General features: G+C 73.9%; 22 protein-coding genes. 15 read left to right on the top strand and 7 right to left on the bottom strand.

All coding sequences use genetic code 11. The features are described 5' to 3' along the window. Together CUT83_RS14670 and ctaC are read right to left on the bottom strand one after the other, a co-directional pair. On the bottom strand, positions 1–1,323 hold a 1,323-nt coding region (locus CUT83_RS14670), incomplete at its 3' end, for a cbb3-type cytochrome c oxidase subunit I (RefSeq protein ID WP_101256280.1). 3 nt (positions 1,324–1,326) lie between these two features. Next, positions 1,327–2,304: an aa3-type cytochrome oxidase subunit II gene (gene ctaC / locus CUT83_RS14665; RefSeq protein ID WP_173915073.1), complete on the bottom strand. Its 978-nt coding sequence runs from the start codon at positions 2,302–2,304 to the stop codon at positions 1,327–1,329. Between the two features lie 363 nt (positions 2,305–2,667). Between ctaC and CUT83_RS14660 the strand changes: the two genes are divergently transcribed. Next, positions 2,668–4,110, top strand: a complete 1,443-nt coding sequence (locus tag CUT83_RS14660) for a cysteine desulfurase/sulfurtransferase TusA family protein (protein ID WP_101256278.1) — start codon at positions 2,668–2,670, stop codon at positions 4,108–4,110. Positions 4,111–4,180: 70 nt separating this feature from the next. On the opposite strand, the gene CUT83_RS14655 is transcribed toward CUT83_RS14660, so the two are convergent. After that, positions 4,181–5,155, bottom strand: a complete 975-nt coding sequence (locus tag CUT83_RS14655) for a carbohydrate kinase family protein (RefSeq protein WP_101256277.1) — start codon at positions 5,153–5,155, stop codon at positions 4,181–4,183. 212 nt (positions 5,156–5,367) lie between these two features. Between CUT83_RS14655 and CUT83_RS14650 the strand changes: the two genes are divergently transcribed. Then, positions 5,368–6,837, top strand: a complete 1,470-nt coding sequence (locus tag CUT83_RS14650; protein WP_240958296.1) for a hypothetical protein — start codon at positions 5,368–5,370, stop codon at positions 6,835–6,837. Between the two features lie 90 nt (positions 6,838–6,927). Here CUT83_RS14650 and erpA read toward each other — a convergent pair whose 3' ends face one another. Beyond that, positions 6,928–7,284 (bottom strand): iron-sulfur cluster insertion protein ErpA, encoded by a 357-nt coding sequence (gene erpA, locus CUT83_RS14645; RefSeq protein ID WP_093655108.1) that lies wholly within the window; start codon positions 7,282–7,284, stop codon positions 6,928–6,930. Between the two features lie 243 nt (positions 7,285–7,527). On the opposite strand from erpA, the gene nadA reads away from it, so the two are divergent. Together nadA and CUT83_RS14635 are read left to right on the top strand one after the other, a co-directional pair. Beyond that, on the top strand, positions 7,528–8,748 hold the full coding sequence (gene nadA / locus CUT83_RS14640; protein ID WP_101256276.1) for a quinolinate synthase NadA: 1,221 nt from the start codon (positions 7,528–7,530) through the stop codon (positions 8,746–8,748). Positions 8,749–8,819: 71 nt separating this feature from the next. Next, on the top strand, positions 8,820–9,725 hold the full coding sequence (locus tag CUT83_RS14635) for a GNAT family N-acetyltransferase (RefSeq protein ID WP_101256292.1): 906 nt from the start codon (positions 8,820–8,822) through the stop codon (positions 9,723–9,725). Between the two features lie 31 nt (positions 9,726–9,756). On the opposite strand, the gene pspAA is transcribed toward CUT83_RS14635, so the two are convergent. Continuing rightward, positions 9,757–10,047, bottom strand: coding sequence for a PspA-associated protein PspAA (pspAA, locus tag CUT83_RS14630; protein ID WP_101256275.1), 291 nt, complete (start codon positions 10,045–10,047; stop codon positions 9,757–9,759). Between the two features lie 77 nt (positions 10,048–10,124). After that, positions 10,125–10,943, bottom strand: coding sequence for a PspA/IM30 family protein (locus tag CUT83_RS14625; protein ID WP_101256274.1), 819 nt, complete (start codon positions 10,941–10,943; stop codon positions 10,125–10,127). A gap of 237 nt (positions 10,944–11,180) precedes the next feature. On the opposite strand from CUT83_RS14625, the gene CUT83_RS14620 reads away from it, so the two are divergent. From CUT83_RS14620 to CUT83_RS14610, 3 genes are all read left to right on the top strand, one after another. After that, positions 11,181–11,783, top strand: a complete 603-nt coding sequence (locus CUT83_RS14620) for a DUF3043 domain-containing protein (protein WP_101256273.1) — start codon at positions 11,181–11,183, stop codon at positions 11,781–11,783. Positions 11,784–11,846: 63 nt separating this feature from the next. Continuing rightward, complete coding sequence (locus CUT83_RS14615) at positions 11,847–12,626, top strand: class I SAM-dependent methyltransferase (protein WP_101256272.1); 780 nt, start codon at positions 11,847–11,849, stop codon at positions 12,624–12,626. Positions 12,627–12,792: 166 nt separating this feature from the next. Continuing rightward, positions 12,793–13,857, top strand: coding sequence for a S1C family serine protease (locus CUT83_RS14610; RefSeq protein WP_101256271.1), 1,065 nt, complete (start codon positions 12,793–12,795; stop codon positions 13,855–13,857). A 99-nt stretch (positions 13,858–13,956) separates the two neighbouring features. Here the strand turns inward: CUT83_RS14610 and CUT83_RS14605 are convergent, their stop codons facing one another. Next, positions 13,957–14,169, bottom strand: coding sequence for a hypothetical protein (locus CUT83_RS14605; RefSeq protein ID WP_093848475.1), 213 nt, complete (start codon positions 14,167–14,169; stop codon positions 13,957–13,959). A 190-nt stretch (positions 14,170–14,359) separates the two neighbouring features. On the opposite strand from CUT83_RS14605, the gene CUT83_RS14600 reads away from it, so the two are divergent. From CUT83_RS14600 to aceE, 8 genes are all read left to right on the top strand, one after another. Next, on the top strand, positions 14,360–15,583 hold the full coding sequence (locus tag CUT83_RS14600) for a bifunctional adenosylcobinamide kinase/adenosylcobinamide-phosphate guanylyltransferase (protein WP_101256270.1): 1,224 nt from the start codon (positions 14,360–14,362) through the stop codon (positions 15,581–15,583). A gap of 54 nt (positions 15,584–15,637) precedes the next feature. Further along, complete coding sequence (locus CUT83_RS14595; protein ID WP_101256269.1) at positions 15,638–16,771, top strand: nicotinate-nucleotide--dimethylbenzimidazole phosphoribosyltransferase; 1,134 nt, start codon at positions 15,638–15,640, stop codon at positions 16,769–16,771. Between the two features lie 73 nt (positions 16,772–16,844). Continuing rightward, positions 16,845–17,702 (top strand): adenosylcobinamide-GDP ribazoletransferase, encoded by an 858-nt coding sequence (locus CUT83_RS14590; RefSeq protein WP_101256268.1) that lies wholly within the window; start codon positions 16,845–16,847, stop codon positions 17,700–17,702. Between the two features lie 189 nt (positions 17,703–17,891). After that, positions 17,892–19,463 carry a leucyl aminopeptidase gene (locus tag CUT83_RS14585; RefSeq protein ID WP_101256267.1) on the top strand — a complete coding sequence of 524 codons (1,572 nt, stop codon included), beginning with the start codon at positions 17,892–17,894 and terminating at the stop codon, positions 19,461–19,463. A 356-nt stretch (positions 19,464–19,819) separates the two neighbouring features. Next, positions 19,820–21,208 (top strand): dihydrolipoyl dehydrogenase, encoded by a 1,389-nt coding sequence (gene lpdA / locus CUT83_RS14580; protein WP_165869593.1) that lies wholly within the window; start codon positions 19,820–19,822, stop codon positions 21,206–21,208. A gap of 59 nt (positions 21,209–21,267) precedes the next feature. Further along, the gene (gene sucB / locus CUT83_RS14575) at positions 21,268–23,112 is read left to right on the top strand and encodes a 2-oxoglutarate dehydrogenase, E2 component, dihydrolipoamide succinyltransferase (protein ID WP_101256265.1); all 1,845 of its coding nucleotides are present in this window, start codon (positions 21,268–21,270) and stop codon (positions 23,110–23,112) included. A 115-nt stretch (positions 23,113–23,227) separates the two neighbouring features. Next, positions 23,228–23,851, top strand: coding sequence for a GntR family transcriptional regulator (locus CUT83_RS14570; protein ID WP_101256264.1), 624 nt, complete (start codon positions 23,228–23,230; stop codon positions 23,849–23,851). Between the two features lie 147 nt (positions 23,852–23,998). Then, entirely contained in the window at positions 23,999–26,692 is a 2,694-nt protein-coding gene (gene aceE / locus CUT83_RS14565) for a pyruvate dehydrogenase (acetyl-transferring), homodimeric type (RefSeq protein ID WP_101256263.1), read from the top strand. Positions 26,693–26,764 lie beyond the last annotated feature (72 nt).

Genomic DNA, 26,764 nt, shown 5'->3' with positions numbered 1-26,764 from the left:
CCAGAAGGTGATCTTGCCGAGCCGCTCGTCGAGCATCTTCCCGGTGAACTTCGGCCACCAGAAGTGGAAGCCGGCGAACATCGCGAAGACGACCGTGCCGAAGACCACGTAGTGGAAGTGCGCCACCACGAAGTAGGAGTCGGTCACATGCCAGTCCAGCGGCGGGGAGGCCAGCAGGACACCGGTCAGACCGCCGAAGAGGAAGGTGACCAGGAAGCCGACCGTCCACAGCATCGGCGTCTCGAAGCTCAGCGAGCCCTTCCACATCGTGCCGATCCAGTTGAAGAACTTCACGCCGGTGGGCACCGCGATCAGGAACGACATGAAGGAGAAGAACGGCAGCAGCACACCGCCGGTGGCGAACATGTGGTGCGCCCACACGGTGATCGACAGACCGGTGATGGCGATGGTGGCGCCGATCAGGCCGATGTAGCCGAAGATCGGCTTGCGGCTGAAGACCGGGATGACCTCGGAGACGATGCCGAAGAACGGCAGCGCGATGATGTAGACCTCCGGATGGCCGAAGAACCAGAACAGGTGCTGCCACAGCAGCGCGCCGCCGTTGGACGGGTCGAAGATGTGCGACTGGAACACCCGGTCCGACTCCAGGGCGAACAGCGCCGCCGCCAGCGGCGGGAAGGCCAGCAGGATGAGCACGCTGGTCAGCAGCACGTTCCAGGTGAAGATCGGCATCCGGAACATCGTCATGCCCGGCGCGCGCATGCAGATGATCGTGGTGATGAAGTTGACCGCGCCCAGGATCGTGCCGAAACCGGAGAAGGTCAGGCCCATGATCCACATGTCGCCGCCGACACCGGGGCTGTGGACCACGTCGCTCAGCGGGGTGTAGGCGAACCAGCCGAAGCTCGCGGCGCCGTCGGGGGTCAGGAAGCCGCCCACCGCGATCAGCGAGCCGAAGAGGTAGAGCCAGTAGGCGAACATGTTCAGCCGCGGGAACGCCACGTCGGGCGCGCCGATCTGCAGCGGCATGATCCAGTTCGCGAAGCCGGCGAACAGCGGGGTGGCGAACATCAGCAGCATGATCGTGCCATGCATGGTGAACGCCTGGTTGAACTGCTCGTTCGACATGACCTGCAGGCCCGGACGGGCCAGCTCGGCGCGCATGACCAGTGCCAGTACGCCGCCGACGCAGAAGAAGAAGAACGAGGTGACCAGGTAGAGCGTGCCGATCGTCTTGTGGTCGGTGGTGGTCAGCCACTGGATCACACGGTTGCCTCGCCGGTCGCGGCGCAGGGGCGCGGGGGTCGCCGCCGGCTGATCCGACGTCGCGGCGGCACCCTGGGATTCGTTGAGGATGCTCACGGGTTACTGGCCTTCTCGCTCTTGGCGGGCTCCGCCCGCCGGGATGTAGCCGGTCTGGCCCTTCTCCGCCAGTTCCTCCAGGTGCTGCTGGTAGCGCTCCGGGGAGACGACCTTCACGTTGAACAGCATCCGGGCGTGGTCGACGCCGCACAGCTCGGCGCACTTGCCCAGGAAGGTGCCCTCCTTCTCGGGGGTCACCTCGAACTGGTTGGTGTGACCGGGGATGACGTCCTGCTTGAACAGGAACGGCACGACCCAGAAGGAGTGGATGACGTCGCGCGAGGTCAGGATGAACCGGACCTTCTCCCCCTTGGGCAGCCACAGGGTCGGGCCGGGGTTGCCGGTCTGGGGGTTCTTGTCGGCCGGCGTGCCCGCCACGTAGACGCCCTCGGCGCCCTCGGGGACGGCCTCGAGCATGTCGGCGGGGATGCCGGAGAGCTCGTCGGCGTCCGTGTTGGACGTGGAGGTGTCGCCGTCCACGTCCTCCAGGTAGTTGAAGCCCCAGCTCCACTGGTAGCCGACCACGTTGATCACGTGGTCCGGCTTCTCGGAAAGCTCCAGGAGCTTGGTCTCGTCACGGGCCGTGAAGTAGAAGAGCACCGAGATGATGATGAGAGGAACCACCGTGTACAACGCCTCGATGGGCATGTTGTACCGGGTCTGCGGAGGTACCTCGACCTTGGTCCTGGTGCGCCGGTAGACGATGACGCACCACAGGATCAGGCCCCACACCAGGACGCCCACCGCGAGCGCTGCCGCCCACGAGCCCTGCCACAGGGAGAGGATCCGCGGCGCCTCCTCCGTGACCGGGGTGGGCATGCCGAGGCGGGGGAAGTCCTTGTATGTGCAACCGGTGGCGGTCGCCAGGACCAGGCCCGCAGCAAGCGCCTGCGGCAGCTTCCGCCGCATCGGGCGCCGCGCCATGGGGGTACCGCCCACGCCCGCAGGGCGGTGGGGGAGGTCGGAGCCGTTGGGACTCACGTAGCGCCTTCCCGAGAGTCTCGCCCGCTCGGCCCGGGCTCGGCCGTGTGTGGTCGGGCGCCGGCCCTGGCACGGGCAGGGGTTTGGATGTTTATGCGGAGCAAACCCTACTGGACGCTATTTGGGGTCGCGCGGGGAGGGTGCCCAACGCGCCGCGAGGCCCTCCGATGGGGTGGAACCAGGCCGGGGCAGGGCGGGAACAGGCAGGGCCGGGGCAGGGCGGGAACAGGCAGGGCCGGGGCAGGGCGGGAACAGGCAAGGCTGGGCAGGGCGGGAACAGGCAGGGCGGGAACGGAACGGCCGCCTCCGCGGCCCGCACGGTCCCGGCGGCACACGGCGCGGCGGGCGCGTTAGCGTGCCGGTGTGCCCTACTTCGACGCAGCCTCCTCCCTCCCCCTCCACCCCGTCGCCCGCCAGGCGCTGCTCGCCGCGCTCGACGAGGGCTGGGCCGACCCCACCCGGCTGCACCGCGAGGGCCGGCGGGCCCGGCTGCTGCTGGACGCGGCGCGCGAGGCGGCGGCCGAGGCGGTGGGATGCCGCCCGGACGAGCTGGTCTTCACCCCCTCGGGCACCCGCTCCCTGCACACCGGCATCGCGGGCGCGCTCGCCGGGAGGCGGCGGGCCGGACGCGCCCTGGTGGTCTCCGCCGTGGAGCACTCGGCCGTGCTCCACGCCGCCGAGGCCCATGAGGCGGGCGGCGGGACGGTGGTGCGGGTGCCGGTGGACCGCACGGGACGGGTGGAGGCGGCGGCCTTCGGCGCGGCGCTGCGTGTGAGCGGCTCCCCGGAGGGAGGGACCGCGCTGGCCTGCCTGCAGTCCGCCAACCATGAGGTGGGCACCGAGCAGCCGGTGGAGGAGGTGGCCGAAGCCTGCGCCGGGGCCGGGGTGCCGCTGCTGGTGGACGCCGCCCAGTCGCTGGCGTGGGGCCCGGTGCCCGGGCGGTGGTCCCTGCTGGCGGCCAGTGCGCACAAGTGGGGCGGGCCGGGCGGGGTCGGTCTGCTGGCGGTGCGCAAGGGGGTTCGGTTCGCCCCGCCGCCCCCGGCGGACGAGCGGGAGTCGGGGCGCTCCCCCGGCTTCGCCGACCTCCCCGCGATCGTCGCGGCGGCGGCCTCGCTGCGGGCGGTACGGGCGGAGGCGGACGCCGAGGCGGCCCGGCTGCGCGCCCTGGTGGACCGCGTACGCGCCGAGGTGCCCGCGCTGGTGCCGGACGTGGAGGTGGTGGGCGACCCGGTGCGCCGGCTGCCGCACGTGGTGACCTTCTCCTGTCTGTACGTGGACGGCGAGGCGCTGCTCCACGCCCTGGACCGGGCGGGGTTCTCGGTCTCCTCCGGCTCCTCGTGCACCTCCAGCACGCTGGTCCCCAGTCATGTGCTGCGCGCGATGGGGGTGCTCTCCGAGGGCAACGTCCGGGTGTCGCTGCCGCCGGGCACGGCCGGGGCGGACGTCGACGCCTTCCTGGCGGTGCTGCCGGAGGCGGTGCGGGAGGTGCGCGACCGGCTCCGGGCCCCGGCCGCGGCGACCGGGACGGACACGGCGGGCACGGCGGACCACGGGGAGAACGGCGGACCGAAGGCCGCGGACCCCGGCCGGGAGGCGGCGCTCACCGTCGACTCCCGGGGCAAGCGGTGCCCGATCCCGGTGATCGAGCTGGCGAAGGTGATCGACCGGGTGCCGGTGGGCGGCACGGTCCTGCTGCTCGCCGACGACGAGGCGGCCCGGCTGGACGTCCCGGCCTGGTGCGAGATGCGCGGTCACGAGTACCTGGGGGTGCGGGGCCACGCCCACCGGGTGCGCCGCACCGCCTGACGCCCTCCGCCTGTCGTCCCTCCGCCCCCCGGCATCCGCCGGGGGGCGGAGGGACGACAGGCGCGCGTGTTCAGGACAGGCAGGCCCGCACCTCGGCCGCGGCGTCCTCGCCGTAGGTCTTGGTGAAGCGCTCCAGGAAGTGGGAGCGCTTCAGCTCGTACTCCTGGGTGCCCAGCGTCTCGATCACCAGCGTGGCGAGCATGCAGCCGAGCTGTGCGGCGCGCTCCAGTCCGAGGTTCCAGGCCAGGCCCGACAGGAAGCCGGCCCGGAAGGCGTCGCCGACGCCCGTCGGATCGACCTTGGCCTCCTCGTCGGGGCAGGGCACGGTGAGGGTCTCGCGGCCCGCCCGCTCGATGCGGACCCCCTTGGAGCCCAGCGTGGTGACCCGGGCGCCGACCCGGTCGAGGATGTCCCGCGCGCTCCAGCCGGTCTTGGACTCCACCAGCCCGGCCTCGTACTCGTTGGTGAACAGGTAGGCCGCGCCCTCGGTGAGTCCGCGGATCTCCTCCCCCTCCATCCGGGCGAGCTGCTGGGAGTAGTCGGCGGCGAAGGGGATGGAGCGGGTGCGGCACTCCTCGGTGTGGCGCATCATCGCCTCGGGGTCGTCCGCTCCGATGTGGACCAGGTCCAGCCCGCCGACCCGGTCGGCGACCGTCTTGAGCTCGATCAGCCGGGCCTCGCTCATGGCGCCGGTGTAGAAGGTGCCGATCTGGTTGTGGTCGGTGTCGGTGGTGCACACGAAGCGCGCGGTGTGCGCGATCTCGGAGATGCGCACCGACTCGGTGTCCACACCGTGCCGCTCCAGCCAGGCGCGGTACTCCTCGAAGTCGGCGCCCGCCGCTCCCACGAGGACCGGACGCACCCCGAGCTGGCCCATGCCGAAGCTGATGTTCGCGCCGACGCCGCCGCGCCGGATGTTGAGGGTGTCGGCAAGGAAGGACAGCGACACCGTGTGGAGCCGGTCGCCGACGAGCTGGTCGGCGAAGCGGCCGGGGAAGGTCATCAGATGGTCGGTGGCGATGGAGCCGGTGACAGCGATACGCACGGCGGGCTGCTCCTGGGAGGCGGGGACTGCGGGTACACCACGCTACTTGTTCGTCTCCTCCCGTCCGCCCGGAGCCTTGCGTTCCTCCCGCGGCCGTCCCGGTGGAACCGTCCGCGGTCCGCTCCCGTCACACCGGCGCACGGCTGGAGAGACAGGCACCGGGGACGCGCGGCACGCGGACGCACGGTGCACGGAACCGAAGGAGCGATGCGGTGAGCGCCGACCACACCACGGAACCCACCCGAACCCGGCGACGCGGGCTGACGACCGTCTCGGTGGCCCTCGCCGTCCTGCTGGCCGGAGGCGGCGGCGCGTACTGGGCCTCGACCGCCGGGAGCGGCGGGGCCTCGGACGCGGCCGGGCACAGCGACCGGGACAGGCCCGAGCCGCTGGTCCTGGACGGCTACGGGCAGGCCCGCGCCGCCTCGCCGGAGCGCGGGATCGCGCCCGGCGAGCCCGCCCCCGGCGGCCCGGTCTACAAGGCGTCCGCTCCCCTGCCCGACGGCCCCGGCTCGGCCCCGGTCTACCGGCCCGCCGGAAAGGTCGGCGAGGAGGAGGTGGCCGAGCTGGCGAAGGCGCTGGAGGTGCGCGGCGAGGTCCGCGGGAAGGACGGTTCCTGGACGGTCGGCGGCAAGGACAGGAACCTCACCGTGGACGCCGCCTCGGGCGCCTGGTCGTTCACCGGCGCGGTGCCGCTGAAGGCCGGGGAGATCTCCGAGAAGGAGGCGAAGGAGGCGGCCCGGCCCGTCGTGAAGGCCCTCGGCCTGGAGGGCGCCGAGGTGGATGCCGGGCAGGAGCGGGGCGGGCTGCGGATCGTCCGTGTCGAGCCCCGGCAGGACGGGCTGCCCGTCCACGGCTGGACGACGGAGATCGGTGTCGGCCACGAAGGCACGCCGGCCAGCGGCAACGGCCGGGCGGTCGGGCTGGAGAAGGCCGACGGTGGCGCCGAGTACCCGGTCATGGACGCCGAGGAGACCCTGGCCGCGCTCAACGAGCGCGGCGGCCGGGTGGATCTGGGGCTGAAGTGCTCGGGGCCGCCGGAGAAGGACGCCCCGAAGCCGGAGCCGGGGGGCGCCGGGCCGGGGGCCGGGGAGCCGGGAGACGTCCCGCCCGCCGACGGCGATCCGGAGCGGCCGGGCGGTGGGGGCGGTCCCGAGCCCTGCGGCCCGGCCGGGGACAGGGAGCCGGTGGAGGTGACGGGGGCGGCGTTCGGGCTGTCGGCGTACTCCTCGCAGGGACGTGAACTGCTCGTTCCCTCCTGGCTGTTCGAGGTGGCGCCGGCGGGCGGGGGGACGCACACGGTGACCCACCCTGCGGTGGAGCCGGAGTTCCTGGCGCCGCCCTCCGCCGGGGACGACTCCACGTCCGCGCCGGGCACCCCGGGCCCGCGTCCCGAGGAGCGGATCAGGACCGCCACCTACGTCGAGGAGTACGGGCCGGGGGACCGCACGCTCACGGTCCACTTCTGGGGCGGGGTGTGCGACGAGTACAGCGCGAGCGCCGAGGAGAGCGCCGGGAAGGTGACGGTGCGGATCACCGGCGAGCCCCGGGAGCCGGGCAGGGCCTGTGTGCTGGTCGCCAAGGACATGACCGTGGAGGTGGAGCTCGACGAGCCGGTGGGCGACCGCGAGATCCTGGACGAGGAGGGCGAGCGGCTGCCCGAGGGCGCTCCGCAGGAGTGAGCGAGGGGGAACGGCATGCCGAAGGCGGCGGTCCCCCGGTCGGGGGCCGCCGCCTTCGGTGTGTCGTGTGCGCCGCGTCGGGCGGGCGGCTCAGCTGAAGGAGTCACCGCAGGCGCAGGAGCCCGTGGCGTTCGGGTTGTCGATGGTGAAGCCCTGCTTCTCGATGGTGTCGACGAAGTCGATGGAGGCGCCGCCCAGGTACGGGGCGCTCATCCGGTCGGTCACGACGCGGACGCCGTCGAACTCCTTGACGACGTCGCCGTCCAGCGACCGCTCGTCGAAGAAGAGCTGGTAGCGCAGGCCGGAGCAGCCGCCGGGCTGAACGGCGACGCGCAGGGCCAGGTCCTCACGGCCCTCCTGTTCGAGCAGGCTCTTGACCTTCGCCGCGGCGGCGTCGGACAGGATGATTCCGTCAGTCGTCACAGCGGTCTCGTCCGATACGGACATCTGCTTCTCTCCCGGGTTGTACGGACTGCTCTGCCGCCTGCTCAACAGGCGGCTTCCCGGTTTCATTCCAGGCCGGGCGCGTCTTGCGTCTTTCATGCTCGCACACCCGGTGCCCGGCGGTCACTCCCGCGCGGGCGGGCGGGGGTGCGTCACATTGACGCGATCGGCATCGTCAATATGACGTGAAGGGGTTATGATAGATAGCGTCAATCCGACGAAAAGACCCGCTGAGCCGATGAAAGGGTGCGTGCCGTGAACACCGCCCCGCCTTCCGCCCCCGCCCCGGCCACCCCCGGGGACGCCCTGGACGTCCAGCCGACCCCGCTGGCCCTGCTTCTCCTCGGCCGCGACGCCGACCCGAGGAGCGAGCGCGGAGTGGAGTGCCCCGGCGACCTGCCCTCCCCGTCGGACCCCGGCCTGATCGAGCGCGCCCGCGCGGCCAAGGAGCGGCTGGGCGAGAAGGTCTTCGTGCTCGGCCACCACTACCAGCGCGACGAGGTCATCCAGTTCGCCGACGTCACCGGCGACTCCTTCAAGCTCGCCCGGGACGCCGCCGCCCGCCCGGAGGCGGAGTACATCGTCTTCTGCGGCGTGCACTTCATGGCCGAGTCCGCCGACATCCTCACCTCCGACCGGCAGCAGGTCGTCCTGCCCGACCTGGCCGCGGGCTGCTCGATGGCGGACATGGCCACCGCCGAGCAGGTCGCCGAGTGCTGGGACGTGCTGACCGAGGCGGGCGTCGCCGACGCCACCGTCCCGGTCTCGTACATGAACTCCTCGGCCGACATCAAGGCCTTCACCGGACGGCACGGCGGCACCATCTGCACCTCCTCCAACGCCAGGCGGGCGCTGGACTGGGCCTTCGGGCAGGGGGAGAAGGTGCTGTTCCTGCCCGACCAGCACCTGGGCCGCAACACCGCCGTGCGGGACATGGGGATGTCCCTGGAGGACTGCGTCGTCTACAACCCGCACAAGCCGAACGGCGGTCTGACCGCCGAGGAGCTGCGGGCGGCGAAGATGATCCTGTGGCGCGGCCACTGCTCGGTGCACGGGCGCTTCACCCTGGACTCGGTCCGCGACGTGCGCGAGCGCGTCCCCGGCGTCAACGTGCTGGTGCACCCCGAGTGCCGCCACGAGGTCGTCGCGGCCGCCGACCACGTCGGCTCCACCGAGTACATCATCAAGACCCTGGAAGCGGCCCCGGCCGGCTCCAAGTGGGCGATCGGCACCGAGCTGAACCTGGTGCGCCGGCTGGCGAACCGCTTCGCCCCGGAGGGCAAGGAGGTCGTCTTCCTGGACCGGACGGTCTGCTTCTGCTCGACCATGAACCGGATCGACCTGCCCCATCTGGTGTGGGCCCTGGAGTCGCTGGCCGACGGCAAGGTCGTCAACCGCATCCAGGTCGACCCGGAGACCGAGAAGTTCGCCAAGCTGGCCCTGGAGCGGATGCTCGCCCTGCCGTGATCCCCGGGGATCGCGCCCGGGGCGCGGAAGACACGTGACCGGGCGCGGCGCGGTCGGCCAGGATGGCCGTCATGCTGCTGCGCCCGGTACGCGACCGTGAGGACGACGCCCAGGCCGTGCGGTTCGTCGCGGACGCCGCCCTCCTGGCACCGCCGTCCGCCTGCGCCCCGCCGCCCGGTCACGCGCCGCTGCCCGCCCCGGCCGTCCGCCGCCCGCACCACCCCCGCCATCTGGCCCGTACCGACCCCGGCGGCTGCTGGCTGGCCGAGGACGCCACCGGCCGGCCCGTCGGGGTCGTGCTGTCCGCGCGGCGGGAGGGCACCTGGGGACTGTCACTGCTCGCCGTGCTGCCCGAGGCGCGGGGCCGGGGCGTGGGCGGGGCCCTGCTGAAACGCGCGCTGGAGTACGGCCGCGGCTGCCTGCGCGGGATCGCCCTGGTGCCGCCCCACCCGGTCGCGGCCCGCGTCTGCCGCCGGGCGGGCCTGGAGCTGCACCCGGCCACCCGGCTGACGGGAAAGGTCTCGACCGCCTCGCTGCCCGCCCCCGACGGCGCGGTGGCCGAGGGCGGCCCCGGGGACCGCGACCTGATGGACTCGGTGGACCGTCGGCTGCGCGGCGGCGCCCACGGGCCGGACCACGAGGAGCTGCCCCGCCACGCCAGGCTGCTGGTCACCGACGACTTCGCCGGCAGCGGCTACTGCTACCTCTCCGCGGGGTCCGGGGGTCCCGAAGGCCCCGAGGTCCGGGTGGAGCTGCTGGGCGCGACCTCGCGGCGGCTGGCCACCCGGCTGCTGACCGCCGCCCTGGGGGCTGCGGGCGAGGGCCGCCGGGTGCGGATCGAGGGCCTGACCGCCGAGCAGCAGTGGGCGCTGGACGTCGGGCTGGTCGCGGGGCTGGAGCCGGACACCGCGGGCTGGGTGGGGCTGCGCGGGATGCGGCCGCCGTCGCCGTACGTCCCCTCCGCCGCGTTCCCCTAGCGGGCGCCGCCGCGGGGGGCTCCCGGCCGCCTCAGGCCGGGGCGTCGGCGGGGAACAGTCCGTCCTCGCCCAGCATGGCGCGCACCTCTTCCAGCGTGGCGCCGGGCTCGGGCAGGATCAGGTCCGAGGGCTCCAGGGCGTCGTCCGGCAGCGGCGCGCCCAGCGAGCGCACGGCGTCCAGCAGGGCTTCGAGGGTGCGGCGGAAGCCCGCCTCGTCACCGTGCTCCATCTCATGGAGCAGTTCGTCGTCCAGTGCGTTCAGGCCGGGCAGATGGCTGTCGTCCAGCCTGACCTGCCCCTCACCCATGATCCGTACGATCACGGCGATCTCCTTCCGGGCTTCCCGGAGGACGTGTGCCCGGTACGCCGGGGGTGATGCTCCCCGGCGTACCGCTGCCTCTACTGCTTGTCGAAGCGCGGGGCGTCCTGGGGCCGCGGCGCCTGCTGGGGCTGCTGCTGGGGCTGTGCGGCCTGCTCCTGCCCGCCCTCGATGGCCTGCCGGTCGCCGCTCGTGCCGCCCGCCAGCTCGGCCTTCATGCGCTGGAGCTCCAGCTCCACGTCGGAGCCGCCGGAGATGCGGTCCAGCTCGGCCGCGATGTCGTCCTTGGCCATCCCGCTGGAGTCGTCCAGGGCCCCGGAGGCGAGCAGTTCGTCGATCGCCCCGGCCCGGGCCTGGAGCTGCGCGGTCTTGTCCTCGGCCCGCTGGACGGCCAGGCCGACGTCGCCCATCTCCTCGGAGATGCCGGAGAAGGCCTCGCCGATGCGGGTCTGCGCCTGGGCGGCGGTGTAGGTGGCCTTGATGGTCTCCTTCTTGGTGCGGAAGGCGTCCACCTTGGCCTGGAGGCGCTGGGCGGCGAGGGTGAGCTTCTCCTCCTCGCTCTGGAGCGTCTGGTGCTGCTGCTCCAGATCGGTCACCTGCTGCTGGAGGGCGGCGCGGCGGGAGAGCGCCTCGCGCGCCAGGTCCTCGCGGCCGAGGGCGAGCGCCTTGCGGCCCTGGTCCTCGAGCTTGGAGGACTGGCCCTGGAGCTGGTTGAGCTGGAGCTCCAGCCGCTTGCGGGAGGTCGCCACGTCGGCGACCCCGCGGCGTACCTTCTGCAGCAGTTCGAGCTGCTTCTGGTACGAGTAGTCGAGTGTCTCGCGCGGATCCTCGGCCCGGTCCAGGGCCTTGTTGGTCTTCGCGCGGAAGATCATCCCCATACGCTTCATGACACCGCTCATGGGCTTCGCGCGCCCCCTTCGAAGACGGACTGAATCTCGCACACCGACAGGTCCCACCCTACGGGCCCTGCTTCCATTACCGCACTGTTCGGACCCGGATGTGCTCCTCCTCCAGGACGATCGGCGAACGGTGTTTCTCCCGCCCAGGAAGTAGCAGGGGCTGCGACGACCCGCCGTTGCCGGATCGTTCCCCGTGGGGGTGGGGGTCACACCTGACCGCCCCGTACTCTTGGCTGTGTGTTCCGAAGCCGTTCTCGTGATGAGCAGACCGCGTCCCCCCGGGAGAGCGCGGAGCTGACCAAGCAGCGCCGTGACCCGCAGGCCCCCAAGGGCCGCCCCACGCCCAAGCGCAGCGAGGCCGAGGCGCTGCGCCGTGCCGTGGCCAAGCCGCCGGCCGACCGCAAGGAGGCCGCCCGGCGCGCCCGCGAGGCCCGCCGCGCCGAGCTGGCGAGGCAGCGCGAGGCCCTGGCCGGCGGCGACGAGCGCTATCTGCCGGCCCGCGACCGCGGCCCGGTGCGGCGCTACGCCCGCGACTTCGTCGACGGCAAGTGGCACGTCGCGGAGTTCTTCCTGCCGCTGGCCGTGGTCATCCTGATCCTGAGCATGATGCCGTCGATGCAGGTGAAGAACGCCTCCCTGCTGCTGTGGCTGGGCGTCATCGTGATGATCGTCGTCGACTCCGTCCTCACCGGCTTCCGGCTGAAGAAGGCCCTGGCCGAGCGCTTCCCCGACGAGAACCGGCGGGGTGCGGTGGCCTACGCGCTGATGCGCACCCTCCAGATGCGCCGTATGCGGCTGCCCAAGCCGCAGATCGCCCGCGGCGAGGCCCCGCGCCGCTGACGGGGCGCGGAAGTGGATTACTTATCCCGGCCGAGCAGCGACGGACCAACGGCGGACCCATCGATGGACACAGCCGTACGACACGACGAGCACCACGCGAACGCACCGCGCGACGCACCGCGCGACGCCCTGCCCCACGACGACGCCGTGGGGCAGGCGCTGGTCGCCCGGCAGCTGGAGGAGCAGATCGCCTCGCGCTTCCCCGTGGGGCGGCGGCTGCGCGTCCTGGACGTGGCGCTGCGCCACGGGCTGCAGGCGCTGGCCCTGGCCCGCGCCGGGCACGAGGTGACCGGGCTGGAGTCCGACCCCGCCCTCGCGGACGCCGTACGCCGGGGCCTCGAGGAGGAGCCTGCGGGCATACGGGAGCGGATGCGCGTCGTCCCGGGCGACAGTCGCAGCACCGGCGCGCATTTCCTGCCCGGTTCCTTCGACGTGGTGCTCTGCCACGGGGTACTGGCTCCCGGTGACGAGGCGGGACCGCTGCTGGCCGGGCTGGGCCGGGTGCTGGCCCCCGGCGGTCTGCTGTCGCTGCTGGTGCCCAACACCGAGGCGGCGGCCATGCGGCCGGGGCTGGCCGGCGACTGGGCCGGCGCCCTGGCCCGCCTCGCCCCGCCCGGCCCGGCCGAGCGCGCCCTGCGCCGCGAGGCGCTGACCGCCACCCTGGCCGGGATGAGCACTCCGGTGCACCGGTGGTACGGGGTGCGGGTCTTCACCGGTGAGGACCGCCCCCTGCCCGGCGGTGAGGGCGGTGAGCGGCTGCTGGCCGCCGAGGAGCGGGCCGGGCGCACCGATCCGTACCGCGCGGTGGCGGCGCTGCTGCACCTGTGCGCCGTACGCGACTGAGCGTCCCGCTCCCGCGCGCTCCGTGCGTGCACCAGGCGCGTCGCGGTTTCCGGCGGCCTCCCCGGGGGAACCCGGAGGCTCCGCGGTCCGGTCGTGCCCGGCCGCGGGGTCCGGCGGAAGACCGGCGCAGGGCCGGCGGAAGACCAGCGAGGGGGCGCTCGTTCCCATGACCCGTTCCCCACTGCGCGGCGGGCGCCGCGCGGGCGCAGCCGCCCTGTGCGCGGCCGCCGTGCTGTTCACCGGCTGCACCGGCTCGGACTCCTCCGGCGGCGCCGGCGCCTCGCCCTCCCCCAGCGCCACCGTCCCCGTGCCGGCCACGGCCGGCGATCTGCAGGAGTCCTTCCAGAAGGTGGTCGACCAGGTCCTGCCGTCCGTCGTCCAGGTCACCACCGGGGAGGGACTGGGTTCGGGCGTGGTCTACGACGGCGAGGGCCACATCGTCACCAACGCCCATGTGGTGGGCGACGCCGAGCGGTTCCGGATCACCATGGCCACCGGGCGGGACGAGCTGGACGCGGAGCTGGTCGCCAGCTATCCGGAGGAGGACCTGGCGGTGGTGAAGCTCACCGATCCGCCCCGCGGCCTGCGCCCGGCGACCTTCGGGGACTCCGGTGAGGTGGACGTCGGCCAGATCGTCCTGGCCATGGGCAACCCGCTGGGGCTGTCCTCCAGCGTCACCGAGGGGATCATCTCGGCCACCGGCCGCGCCATCAGCGAGGGCAGCGCCGAGGCCACCATCGGCAACCTGATCCAGACCTCGGCGCCGATCAACCCGGGCAACAGCGGCGGTGCGCTGGTCGACCTCTCCGGCCGCGTCATCGGTGTGCCCACCCTGGCCGCCCGCTCCCCCGGCGGGGACGGCGGCACGGCGCCGGGTCTGGGTTTCGCCATCCCCTCCGACACCGTGCGGCACCTGGCCGACCAGATGATCGAGCACGGCGAGGTGGTCGACTCCGACGAGGCGGCCGTCGAGGCCACGGTGCGCACCGTCCTGGGCGAGGACTACCGGCCCGCCGGGGTCGCGATCGTGCGGGTCCAGGAGGGCGGCGCGGCGGACGAGGCCGGGCTCCGGGCGGGCGATGTGATCGTCGGGCTCGGCGGCGAGGAGATCCCGGACACCACCGCGCTGGCGGAGGCGCTGGCCTCCCGCGAGCCGGGCGACAGGGTCGAGGTCGCCTACCGGCGCGACGGCGGGGAGCGGACCGTCACGGTCACCCTCGGCGAGCGCTGACGGGCCCCGCGGTCCCGGACGCACCGGTCCCGGACGCACCGGTCCCGGGCACGCGGGGGCCGGCCCCGGAAAGGGCCGGCCCCCGCCGGTCCCGGGCCCTCAGGCCTCCTCGGCCGCGCTCAGGCTCATGGGCCCGTAGATCTCGGTGCCGTCCTCCAGCAGCCTCACCTGCTCGACACCGCCCTCCAGCAGTTCCCTCCAGGTCTCGCCGATCCAGCTCTCCGCGTCCCCCTGGGTGGAGAACTCCTCCGGCCGGACGGCCGGTTCCGTCTCCGTGCCGTCGGCCTTCTCGAATCGCCACGTCCACGCCATGTGCGCCTCCCCTGTCCCTTGTCCGTACCCTGTCCGCGGCCGGTCCCCGTGCCGTACCGCGCCGGGTGCCGCCGTACGTTCCACAGATCCTGTCCCGCTGTCCGCAGGTTAGGCCCTGCCCGGCCGATCCGTGCGGACCGGCCCGGCCCCCCTCGCGCGGCGGTCCGGCGGGGCGCGAGACGATCGTGCCGTGGAACTGACTCTGCTCGGCACCGGCGCCCCCGCCGGCCTCCCCCGGCCCGGCTGTCCCTGCGCGGCCTGCGCCACCGCCGCCCGGGCGCGGGCGCGGGCGGCGACCGCGCTGCTCGTGGACGGCGTCCTGCTGCTCGACCTGACCCCCGGCCCCGCTCTGGCGGCCGCCAGAGCGGGCAGCTCGCTGCACGGTGTGCGGCAGGTGCTGCTGTCCCACTCCCCCGGGGGGCCCCGCGGGGGGCCGGCGCCGGAGGTCCCGGCCGGGCTGCCCGCGCCGGTGCGGGTGCCCGACGGGCGGAGGCTGACGCTGATCAGCGGCCACCGGGTGCGGGCGGTGGCGCTGGACGCGCCGGGCACCGGGTACGAGGTCGGCGGGCCCGACGGCGAGCGCCTGCTGTACCTGCCGCCGGGGGCCGGGCCCTCGGACCTGCCGTCCGACGGCTCGCGTACCCCGTACGCCCTGGTGCTGATGGACGTCCTGGGCCGTCCCGACGCCCTCGCCCGGCTGCGGGCGGCCGGGGCCGTGGGCCCGACCACGGACGTGCTGGCCGTCCACATCGACCACGACGTGCCGCCCGGCGCGGAGCTGCACCGGCGGCTGGCCGCGGCGGGGGCCCGTACCGAGCCGGACGGCGCCACGGTGGTGGTCGGCGACTACCGGGCGGTCCCCGATCTGCCCCGGCGCACGCTGGTCCTGGGCGGCGCGCGCTCGGGCAAGTCCGCCGAGGCCGAGCGGCGGCTGGCGGCCTTCCCGGACGTGCTGTACGTCGCCACGGGCGGCAGCCGGGACGGCGACCGGGAGTGGGCGGCCCGGGTGGCCGCCCACCGGGAGCGCCGCCCGTCCTCCTGGCGCACGGCCGAGACCTGCGACCTGGTGCCGCTGCTCACCGCCGAGGACGCCCCGCCGGTGCTGATCGACTGCCTGGCCCTGTGGCTGACCGACGCGATGGACCGCGCCGGCGCCTGGGACGACGACCGCTGGAGAGGCGGCGAGGCCCCCCGCGCGCTGGCCGGGCGGACCGGCGCCCTGGTCGCGGCCTTCCGCGCCGCCTCCCGCACGGTGGTGGCGGTCAGCAACGAGGTCGGCTCGGGCGTGGTGCCCGCCACCGCCGCGGGCCGCCGCTTCCGCGACGAGCTGGGCCGGCTGAACGCGGCGGTGGCGGCCGAGTGCGAACACGTGCTGCTGGTCACGGCGGGCACCGCCCTGCCGCTGCGCGGCTGAGCGCCGGCTGAGCGTACGGCCGGGGGCCGTACGGGGGACGGTAGTGTCGCCCCCATGAGCGACGGCAGCCTGAATCTCGACGACTTCGGCGACCTCATCGAACGTCCCGACAGCGGCGTCCGCCGGGACGCCGAGGAGCGGCGCGTCCGGACCGGCCTGCCGGCCGGGGCGCTGGGGCGGCTGGACGAACTGGGCGAGTGGCTGGCGGCGGCGCAGGGCCGCGTTCCCGTGGAGCCCGTCTCGCGGCCGAAGGCCGTGCTGTTCGCCGGGGACCACGGGGTGGCCCGGCTGGGCGTCTCCGCCCGGCCCGCCGGGGGCGCGCACGCCCTGGTGCGCGCCGCCCTGGACGGCACGAGTCCGGCGGCGGTGCTGGCGCGCCGTCTCGATGTGCCGCTGCGGATCGTCGACATGTCGCTGGACTGCGACCCGGACGAGCTGCCCGCGGAGGTCACCCGCCACCGGGTGCGGCGCTCCGGCGGACGCCTGGACACCGAGGACGCCCTGACCGCCGAGGAGGCCGAGCGCGCCTTCCGGGCCGGGATGGCCGTCGCCGACGAGGAGGCCGACGCCGGGACCGATCTGGTGGTCCTGGGCGACATCTCCGTCGGCGGCACCACGGCGGCCGGGGTGCTGGTCGCCGCCCTGTGCGGCACCGACGCCTCCGTGGTCACCGGCCGCGGCGGCGGGCGCATCGACGATCTGGCCTGGATGCGCAAGTGCGCGGCGATCCGCGACGGGCTGCGCCGCGCCCGGCCCGTCCTGGGGGACCAGCTGAGGCTGCTGGCGACCGTCGGTGGGGCGGACCTGACCGCGATCACCGGCTTCCTGCTCCAGTCGGCCGTGCGCCGCACCCCCGTGATCCTCGACGGCGTGGTCGGCGCCGCGTGCGCGCTGGTCGCCCAGCGCGTGGCGTTCCGGGCGCCGGACTGGTGGCTGGCCGGGTCGGCGAGCGGGGAGCCCGCGCAGGCCAAGGCGCTGGACCGGATGGCACTCGACCCGCTGCTGGACCACGGCGTCACCGCGGGCGAGGGAACCGGCGCGCTGCTCGCCCTCCCCCTGGTCCGGGCCGCGGCCGCGCTGGCGGCGGAGCTGCCGGTGCGCCGGGAACCGGACGAAGGGGAGGGTTCCGCGACGGCGGAGCCGGACGCGGAACCGACCGGCGCCGCGCGGATGCTCGACGCCACCTGAGCCCGTACGCCGGCCGATTCAGTACGCCGGCCGAGCCCGGCCGTCCTCTCGCAGGCAGAACGCAGGAGAGCCCGTGGACACCGTCCCGCAGCCGCCGCAGGACCCGCCACCGCGGCATCCGCCGCAGCCCGCCCCGCCGCAGCCCGCCCCGCCGCCGGCCGGCGTTCGGGACGGGGTGCGCTTCGCCTTCGGCACGCTCACCGTGCTGCCGGTCTCCGGGGCCCGCTGGGACCGGCCCGCGGCCCGCGCGGGCATGGTGTGCGCCCCGCTGGTGGGTCTGGCGGCCGGGCTGTGCGCGGCCGCCGCCGGGGGCGTCGCGCTGCTGCTGGGCGCCTCGCCGCTGCTCGCGGCGGTCGCCACCGTCGCGGTACCGGCCGTGCTGACGCGCGGTCTGCATCTGGACGGGCTCGCGGACGTCGCCGACGGCCTGGGCAGCGGCCGCCCGGCCGAGGGCGCGCTGGAGGTGATGAAGCGCTCCGACATCGGTCCGTTCGGGGTGGTCACCCTGCTGCTGGTGCTGCTCGCCCAGGTGGCGGCGGTGGCCGGGGCGTACGCCGCCGGCTGGGCGTGGGGCGCGGTCGCGGTGACCGTCTCGGCGGTGGCCGCGCGCGCCGCGCTGACGTTCGCCGCCCGCGAGGGCGTCCCCGCGGCCCGCCCCGGGGGGCTGGGCGCGGCGGTCGCCGGCGCGGTGCCCCTGCGGGCCGCCGCCCTGACCTGCGCGGTGGTGGTCTCGGCCGCCGCGGGCGCGGGGGCGCTGTGGGGGCCTTACGGGGCCGTGCGGTGCGCCGCGGCGGTCGTGGTGGCGCTGGGCGCGGCGCACCTGCTGCTGACCCGCTGCCGCCGCAGACTGGGCGGGGTGACCGGCGACGTCTTCGGCGCGGTGGGCGAAACCGCTCTCACCACCTCCCTGGTGGTGCTTGCGCTGGGTTGACCCCCCTCGGAGAATTCCGCGGGACGGTCCGTGCTTCCGTCACGCCCCGCCGTCGGCTCCGGGCGGTTCGCGGAAACCACCGCCCGGAGCCGACGGCGGGGCGCTTCGGGCCGCGACGTAGGCTCGGCCCGTGCCCGAAGCCGTGCACATCCACTCGGCTTGCCCATCGGAAGAGGGATTCCCACCACTGTGTCTGCTCTCACTCTCAGTTCCTCGTCCGCCGCGACGCTGCGCGCGGACGCCGTCGTCGTCGGCGTGGCCAAGGGCCCGGACGGGCCCGCGGTCGCTCCGGGCGGCGAGCCCCTGGACCAGGCGTTCGGCGGCTCCCTGGCCGGCGTCCTGGAGACCCTCGGCGCGTCGGGCGGCGAGGGGGAGGTCACCAAGCTGCCCGCCCCGGACGGGGTGAAGGCCGATCTGGTGCTGGCGGTCGGACTCGGTGACGCCCCGGAGGGGGACGGGCCGTACGACCCGGAGGCGCTGCGCCGGGCGGCCGGTGCGGCCGCCCGCGCGCTGGCCGGCCGGAAGAAGGCCGGCTTCGCCCTGCCGGCCGGGGACGAGGCGTCCCTGGCCGCCGTCTGCGAGGGCGCGCTGCTGGGCGCCTACTCCTTCACCGAGTACCGCGGCAAGGAGGACAAGAACGCCAGGGACGGCAAGGGCGCCGCCAAGGGGAAGAAGGGCAAGGGCGGGGGCGGCGACAGGAGCGCCCCGCTGGCCGAGGTCATCGTGCTCGGCGCCAAGCCCCGCGACAAGGCGCACAAGGCCGTCGCCGAGCGGGCCGAGGTGCTGGCCGCCGAGGTCAACCGCGCCCGCGACCTGATCAACACCCCCTCCAACGGCCTGTTCCCGAAGTCCTTCGCCGCCGCCGTGCAGAGCGCGGCCAGGGAGCACGGGCTGACGGTCGAGGTGCTGGACGAGAAGGCCCTGGCCAAGGGCGGTTACGGCGGCATCCTCGGCGTCGGGCAGGGCTCGGCGAACCCGCCGCGTCTGGTGCGTCTGTCCTACACCCACTCCAAGGCGAAGAAGACCCTGGCCCTGGTCGGCAAGGGCATCACCTACGACTCGGGCGGCATCTCGCTCAAGCCGGCCGGTCACAACGAGACCATGAAGTGCGACATGAGCGGCGCCGCCGCCGTCTTCGCCGCCGTGGTCGGCGCCGCCCGCCTCGGCCTGCGGGTGAACGTCACCGGCTGGCTGGCGCTGGCGGAGAACATGCCGTCGGGCACCGCGACCCGGCCGGGCGACGTTCTGACCATGTACAGCGGCAAGACGGTCGAGGTGCTCAACACCGACGCCGAGGGCCGCCTGGTGCTGGCCGACGCCCTGACCCGGGCGTGCGAGGAGAAGCCGGACGCGGTGGTGGACGTGGCCACCCTGACCGGCGCGATGGTGCTGGCGCTGGGCGGCCGCACGTTCGGCGTGATGGCCAACGACGACGCCTTCCGCACGGCCGTCCACGACAGCGCGACCGAGGTGGGCGAGCCCTCGTGGCCGATGCCGCTGCCCGGCCATCTGCGCAAGGGCATGGACTCGCCGATCGCCGACATCGCCAACATGGGCGAGCGGATGGGCGGCGGCCTGGTGGCCGGCCTGTTCCTGAAGGAGTTCGTCGCCGAGGGCACCACCTGGGCGCACCTGGACATCGCCGGTCCGGCCTTCAACGAGTCCGGCCCCTTCGGCTACACCCCCAAGGGCGGCACCGGCAGCGCGGTGCGCACCCTGGTCCGCCTCGCCGAGCGCGCCGCGGCGGGGGACGTTCTGTGACGGTCGTCCGACGGCCCCGGTGAGGGCCGCACCGCCGGGTCCCCGGAGGCGGAAAGCCTCCGGGGACCCGGCGCGCGTCACGGCCTGCTTCGGCCTCGGCGCGTTCGCTGTGAGCGATCCCGGTCGGCCTACTGTCCGGTAGACACGCGTACCCGCTCGCAATCCTCCTGTTCATCTGGGTATGAGGGGCTGGGACACCGGCCCGGCGTCCCACTGTCCGCCGACAAGTGCAAAGATGTTGTCTCGGCAGGACAGGGCCCGCTCAACCCACAGGGCCGAGCAAGAAGCGGCCGAACATACAGCCGCCCGGTCTCCGACGGACCGGCTCCGGCGTACCCATGCATGGAGGACGTGACGTGGCGAACGACGCCAGCACCGTTTTCGACCTAGTGATCCTCGGAGGCGGTAGCGGCGGTTATGCCGCTGCCCTGCGGGCTTCGCAGCTGGGTCTGGACGTCGCCCTGATCGAGAAGGACAAGGTCGGCGGTACCTGTCTGCACTACGGCTGCATCCCGACGAAGGCCCTGCTGCACGCCGGCGAGGTGGCCGACTCCGCGCGCGAGAGCGCCGGCTTCGGTGTCAAGGCCACCTTCGAGGGCATCGACATGCCGGCCGTCCACAAGTACAAGGACGGCGTGATCTCGGGTCTGTACAAGGGCCTGCAGGGGCTGATCGCCTCCCGCAAGATCACCTACGTGGAGGGCGAGGGCCGCCTCTCCTCCCCGACCTCGGTGGACGTGAACGGGCAGCGCTACGAGGGCCGGCACGTCCTGCTGGCCACCGGCTCGGTGCCCAAGTCGATCCCGGGTCTGGAGATCGACGGCAACCGGATCATCAACTCCGACCACGCGCTGAAGCTGGACCGCGTGCCGCAGTCCGTCGTCATCCTGGGCGGCGGCGTCATCGGCTGCGAGTTCGCCTCCGCGTGGAAGTCCTTCGGCGCCGAGGTCACCATCGTCGAGGGCCTGCCCCACCTGGTGCCGGCCGAGGACGAGAACAGCTCCAAGCTGCTGGAGCGCGCCTTCCGCAAGCGCGGCATCAAGTTCTCGCTCGGCTCCTTCTTCGAGAAGGCGGAGTACACCGACAACGGCGTGAAGGTCTCCCTGGCCAACGGCAAGGAGTACGAGGCCGAGCTGCTGCTCGTCGCCATCGGCCGCGGCCCGGTCTCGCAGGGCCTGGGCTACGAGGAGGCCGGGGTGAACATGGACCGCGGCTACGTCCTGGTGGACGAGTACTGCCGCACCAACGTGCCCACCGTCTCGGCCGTCGGCGACCTCATCCCGACCCTCCAGCTCGCCCACGTCGGCTTCGCCGAGGGCATCCTGGTGGCCGAGCGGCTGGCCGGCATGGACGTCGTGCCGATCGACTACGACGGCGTGCCGCGCGTGACCTACAGCCACCCGGAGGTCGCCTCCGTCGGTCTGACCGAGGCCAGGGCCAAGGAGATCCACGGCGCGGACAAGGTCGTGACGCTGAAGTACAACCTCGGCGGCAACGGCAAGAGCAAGATCCTCAAGACGCAGGGCGAGATCAAGCTCGTCCAGGTCCGCGACGGTGCCGTGGTCGGCGTCCACATGGTCGGTGACCGGATGGGCGAGCAGGTCGGCGAGGCCCAGCTCGTCTACAACTGGGAGGCTCTGCCCGCCGAGGTCGCGCAGCTCCTCCACGCGCACCCGACGCAGAACGAGGCCCTCGGCGAGGCCCACCTGGCCCTGGCCGGCAAGCCGCTGCACTCCCACGACTGACCCTCCCGGGCGCGAGAGCACCACGCCATTCGCACTTTTCGTTAGGAGCAACCGAAACCATGGCGGTTTCCGTAACCCTGCCGGCGCTCGGCGAGAGCGTCACCGAGGGCACCGTCACCCGCTGGCTGAAGGCCGAGGGTGAGCACGTCGAGGCCGACGAACCCCTGCTGGAGGTCTCGACCGACAAGGTCGACACCGAGATCCCCTCCCCCGCCTCCGGCACCCTGTCCTCCATCAAGGTCGCCGAGGACGAGACGGTCGAGGTCGGCGCCGAGCTGGCCGTGATCGACGATGGGGCATCCCCGCCGCAGGCAGGGGAAGGCAGCGGCGCCCAGGCCCAGGCCCCCGCCCAGGCCGAGGCGCCTGCCCAGGCCGAGGCGCCTGCCCCGGCCCCCGAGCCACAGGCGGCCCCGGCGCAGGCGCAGGCGCAGCCCGAGCCCCAGGCCCAGCCCGAGCCCGCCCAGGCCCAGGCTCCGCAGCAGGCGGCTCCGTCCGGCGGTGCGGCGGAGGGCACCGATGTGGTGCTGCCGGCGCTCGGCGAGTCCGTCACCGAGGGCACCGTCACCCGCTGGCTGAAGTCGGTCGGCGAGGAGGTCGAGGCCGACGAGCCGCTGCTGGAGGTCTCGACCGACAAGGTCGACACCGAGATCCCGGCCCCCGCCTCCGGCACCCTGCTGGAGATCGTGGTGGGCGAGGACGAGACGGCGGAGGTCGGCGCGAAACTGGCCGTGATCGGCGCCGCCGGTGCCGCTCCGGCCCAGGCTCCCGCGCCGGCCCAGCCCGAGCCGCAGGCCCAGCCGGAGCCGAAGCCCGAGCCCGCCCCGGCTCCGGCGCCCGCCCCGGCTCCCGAGCCGCAGGCCCAGCCCGAGCCCGCCCCGGCTCCGGCGCAGCCCGCCCCCGCGCAGCAGGCGCCCGCCGCCCCGGCACCCGCGCCCGCGCCCGCCCCGGCGCAGGCACCGGCGGCGCAGGCCGGCGGTGGCGAGGGCGCCTATGTGACCCCGCTGGTGCGCAAGCTCGCCGCCGAGAACGGCGTCGACCTGTCCACCGTCAAGGGCACCGGCGTCGGTGGCCGTATCCGCAAGCAGGACGTCGTGGCCGCGGCCGAGGCGGCCAGGGCGCAGGCCGCCCAGGCGCCGGCCGCCGCACCGGCGGGCCGCGGCCCGGCCAAGGCCGAGCCGTCGCCGCTGCGCGGCCGGACGGTGCCGATGACCCGCATCCGCAAGGTCATCGCCGAGAACATGATGAAGGCGCTGCACAACCAGGCGCAGCTGTCCACCGTGGTCGAGGTGGACGTCACGCGGATCATGCGGCTGCGGGCCCGGGCCAAGGAGGACTTCCTGGCCCGCGAGGGCGTCAAGCTCTCCCCGATGCCGTTCTTCGTCAAGGCCGCCGCCGAGGCGCTGAAGGCCCACCCGTCGATCAACGCCAAGATCAACGACGACGGGACCGTGACCTACCACGACGTCGAGAACATCGGCATCGCGGTGGACTCGGAGAAGGGCCTGATGGTCCCGGTCATCAAGGGCGCGGGCGACCTGAGCCTGGCCGGCATCGCCAAGAAGACCGCGGAGCTGGCGGGCAGGGTCCGCACCGGCAAGCTCAGCCCGGACGACATGTCCGGCGGCACGTTCACGATCAGCAACACCGGCTCGCGCGGTGCGCTGTTCGACACGATCATCGTGAACTACCCGCAGGTGGCCGAGCTGGGCATCGGCGCCACCGTGCGCCGCCCGGTCGTGGTGGACCACCCGGAGCTGGGCGAGACCATCGCCGTCCGGGACATGGTCTACCTGACCCTGTCCTACGACCACCAGCTGGTCGACGGCGCGGACGCCGCCCGCTACCTGACGGACGTCAAGGCCCGTCTGGAGGCCGGCGAGTTCGAGGGCGAGCTGGGTCTCTGACCGCTCCCCGCGCATCGCGCCCCCGCACCGGATCCGTTCCGGGCGGGGGCGCCGCCGTGCGGGCGGGGCCGTATCGTCGGTGTCCTCCCCCGAAGAAGGCAGACAAGGAGCGCCCATGGCCCCGCCCGTCGTCCACTCCCTGCGCGAGCAGATCCGCGAGCACATCGTGGAGGGCATCGTCCGCGGGCGCTGGAAGCCGGGCGAGCGCATCGTGGAGCGGCGGATCGCCGTGGAGCTGGAGGTCAGCCAGACGCCCGTGCGCGAGGCGCTGCGCGAGCTGGAGGCACTGCGGCTGATCGAGTCGGCGCCGAACAAGGGCGTACGGGTGCGGAACCTGACGGCGGCCGATCTGGAGGAGATCTACCCGGTGCGCGCCGGGCTGGAGCAGATCGCGGCCGAGCTGGCCGCCGACCGCCTGGCCGGGGACGTCTCGGCGCTGGAGGAGCATGTGGCGCGGCTGTACGAGGCCGACCGGGCCGGGGACGGCGAGGCGCAGGTGCGGCACACGGTCGCCTTCCACCGCGAGCTGGTGCGCGCGGCCGGGAACAGCGTGCTGCTGCACACCTGGGAGTCGCTGGGCATCGGGGTGTGGACCACGCTCGCCATCCGCTGGCTGGGCACCCGGCAGCAGTCGTACGCCGAGGAGCACGAGGCGGTCGTGGAGGCGTTCCGCAGGCGTGATCCGCGCATCGGCGAGCTGGTCAAGGAGCACGTCCTGGGGTGTGCACCCCGTGCCTGATTCGCGGCACTGAATGCCAATTTCGTTCTTCCGGCACTTTTTCGGCTCCCACCCTTTGATCGATCATCGATCGTGGGCGTACAGTCCGGCAGTGGGTGTGACACCCCCCACCCCCATGTCCCGTCCTGTCCGGAAGGCGGCCACACCATGACCGACGCCGAACGCACTCCCAGCGAGCTCGACCAGCTCGTCGACCGCGACCCCGAGGAGACCGCCGAGTGGGCCGCGTCCCTGGACGCCGTCGCCCGCGAGGCCGGTCCGCACCGGGCGGCGTACCTGATGCGGCGCACCCTGGAGCACGCCGGCCGCACCGGACTCGGTCTCCCCGCGCTGCCGGAGACGGACTACGTCAACACCGTCCCCACCGCCGCCGAGCCAGCCTTCCCCGGCGACGAGGACATGGAGCGGCGGATCGCCGCCTGGAACCGCTGGAACGCCGCCGCCATGGTCACCCGCGGCTCCCGCTTCGGCGTCGGCGGCCACATCGCCACCTTCGCCTCCGCCGCCTGGCTCTACGAGACCGGCTTCAACCACTTCTTCCGCGGCAAGTCCTCCCCCGAGGCCCCCGGCTCCGGCGACCAGCTCTACATCCAGGGCCACGCCTCCCCCGGCATCTACGCCCGCGCCTTCCTCGACGGACGGCTGACCGAGGCGCAGCTGGACAACTTCCGCCGGGAGGCCGGCGGCGGCGGGCTGCCCTCCTACCCGCACCCGCGACGGCTGCCCTGGCTGTGGGAGTTCCCGACCGTCTCCATGGGCCTGGGCCCGCTCTCGGCGATCTACCAGGCCCGTTTCAACCGCTATCTGACCGGCCGCGGCATCAAGGACACCTCCGGCAGCCACGTGTGGGCCTTCCTCGGCGACGGCGAGATGGACGAGCCGGAGTCGACCGCCGCCCTCGCCCTCGCCGCACGCGAGGGGCTGGACAACCTCACCTTCGTGGTCAACTGCAACCTCCAGCGCCTGGACGGCCCGGTCCGCGCCAATTTCAAGATCGTGCAGGAGCTGGAGGCCCAGTTCCGCGCCGCCGGCTGGCACGTCGTCAAGTCGCTGTGGGGATCGGCCTGGGACGACCTGCTCGCCCTGGACACCACCGGCGCCCTGGTCAGGCGGCTGCGCGAGGTGCCCGACGCCCAGTTCCAGACCTACGCCACCCGCGACGCCGCCTACATCCGCGAGCACTTCTTCGGCGCCGGCCCGGCGCTGGCCGAGATGGCGAGGGTGCTGACCGACGACAAGATCATCGAGTGCTTCCACACCTCGCGCGGCGGCCACGAGCCCCGCAAGGTGTACGCCGCCTACCGGGCCGCGCTCGCGCACAAGGGCGCGCCGACGGTGATCCTGGCGCAGACCGTCAAGGGCCACACCCTCGGCCGGGGCTTCGAGTCCAAGAACGCCAACCACCAGATGAAGAAGCTGACGGCCGACGAGTTCAGGGACATGCGCGACCTGCTCGGCCTGCCCATCCCCGACAGCGCCCTCGGCGAGGGCCCGGTGCCCTACGGCCACCCCGGCCCCGACTCCCCCGAGGTGCGCTACCTCGCCGAGCGCCGCGCCGCCCTCGGCGGTCCCGCCCCGGCCCGCCGCACCCACCCGGTCCCGGCGCTGCCCGAGCCGGGAGAGCGCGCCTTCCAGTCCCTGAAGAAGGGGTCGGGCAAGCAGGAGACGGCCACGACCATGGCCTTCGTACGCCTGGTCAAGGACCTGATGCGGGATCCGGAGACCGGCAGGCGCTGGGTGCCGATCGTCCCCGACGAGGCCCGCACCTTCGGCATGGAGTCGCTGTTCCCCTCGGCCGGCATCTACTCGCCCAGGGGGCAGACGTACGAGCCGGTCGACCGCGACCAGCTGATGTACTACAAGGAGGCGGCCGACGGGCAGATCCTCAACGAGGGGATCACCGAGGCCGGCGCCATGGCCGACTTCATCGCCGCCGCCACCTCCTACGCCACGCACGGCGAGCCGATGATCCCGTTCTACATCTTCTACTCGATGTTCGGCTGGCAGCGCACCGGCGACCAGTTCTGGCAGCTCGCCGACCAGCTCGGCCGCGGCTTCGTCGTCGGCGCCACCGCCGGCCGCACCACGCTCACCGGCGAGGGCCTGCAGCACGCCGACGGCCACTCCCACCTGATCGCGGCCACCAACCCGGCCTCGCTCAACTACGACCCGGCGTTCGCCTACGAGATCGCGGTGATCGTGCGCGACGGCCTGCGCCGGATGTACGGGCCCGAGCAGGAGAACGTCTTCTACTACCTGACCGTCTACAACGAGCCGAAGGTCCAGCCGCCCATGCCCGAGGGCGTGGAGGAGGGCATCCTCAAGGGTCTGTACCGCTTCCGGGAGGGGACCCCCGCCACGTCCCCCTCCGGTGACGAGGCGCCCCGGATCCAGCTGCTGGCCTCGGGAACCGCCATCCACTGGGCGCTGGACGCCCAGCGTCTCCTCGCCGACGACTGGGGCGTGACCGCCGACGTGTGGTCCGCCACCTCCTGGAGCGAGCTGCGCCGCGATGCCCTGTCCTGCGACGCGGCGCAGCTCAACGGCGAGGACCGCGTTCCGTACGTCACCCGCGCGCTGTGCGGCGCGCCCGGCCCGGTCCTCGCGGTCAGCGACTGGATGCGGGCGGTACCGGACCAGATCGCCCCGTGGGTGGAGCAGGACTGGTCCTCGCTGGGCACCGACGGGTTCGGCCTGTCGGACACCCGCGAGGCGGCCCGCCGCCACTTCGGGGTGGACGCCGAGTCGGTCGCGGTGGCGGCCCTGGACCGGCTGGCCCGGCGCGGCGAGGTCAAGCGGGAGACGGTGCGCGAGGCGGCCGGGCGCTACGGCCTGGCCTGACGGAACCCGGCCGGGCGTGTCTCCTCCCACCTGCCGGGAGGCCCGCCCGGCCGGCCTGCCGGGCGGGCGGGC

This window comes from Streptomyces barkulensis (genome assembly GCF_002843305.1).
GTDB classification, from domain to species: Bacteria; Actinomycetota; Actinomycetes; order Streptomycetales; family Streptomycetaceae; genus Streptomyces; species Streptomyces barkulensis.
This window is presented reverse-complemented; position numbering and strand designations above follow the sequence as displayed.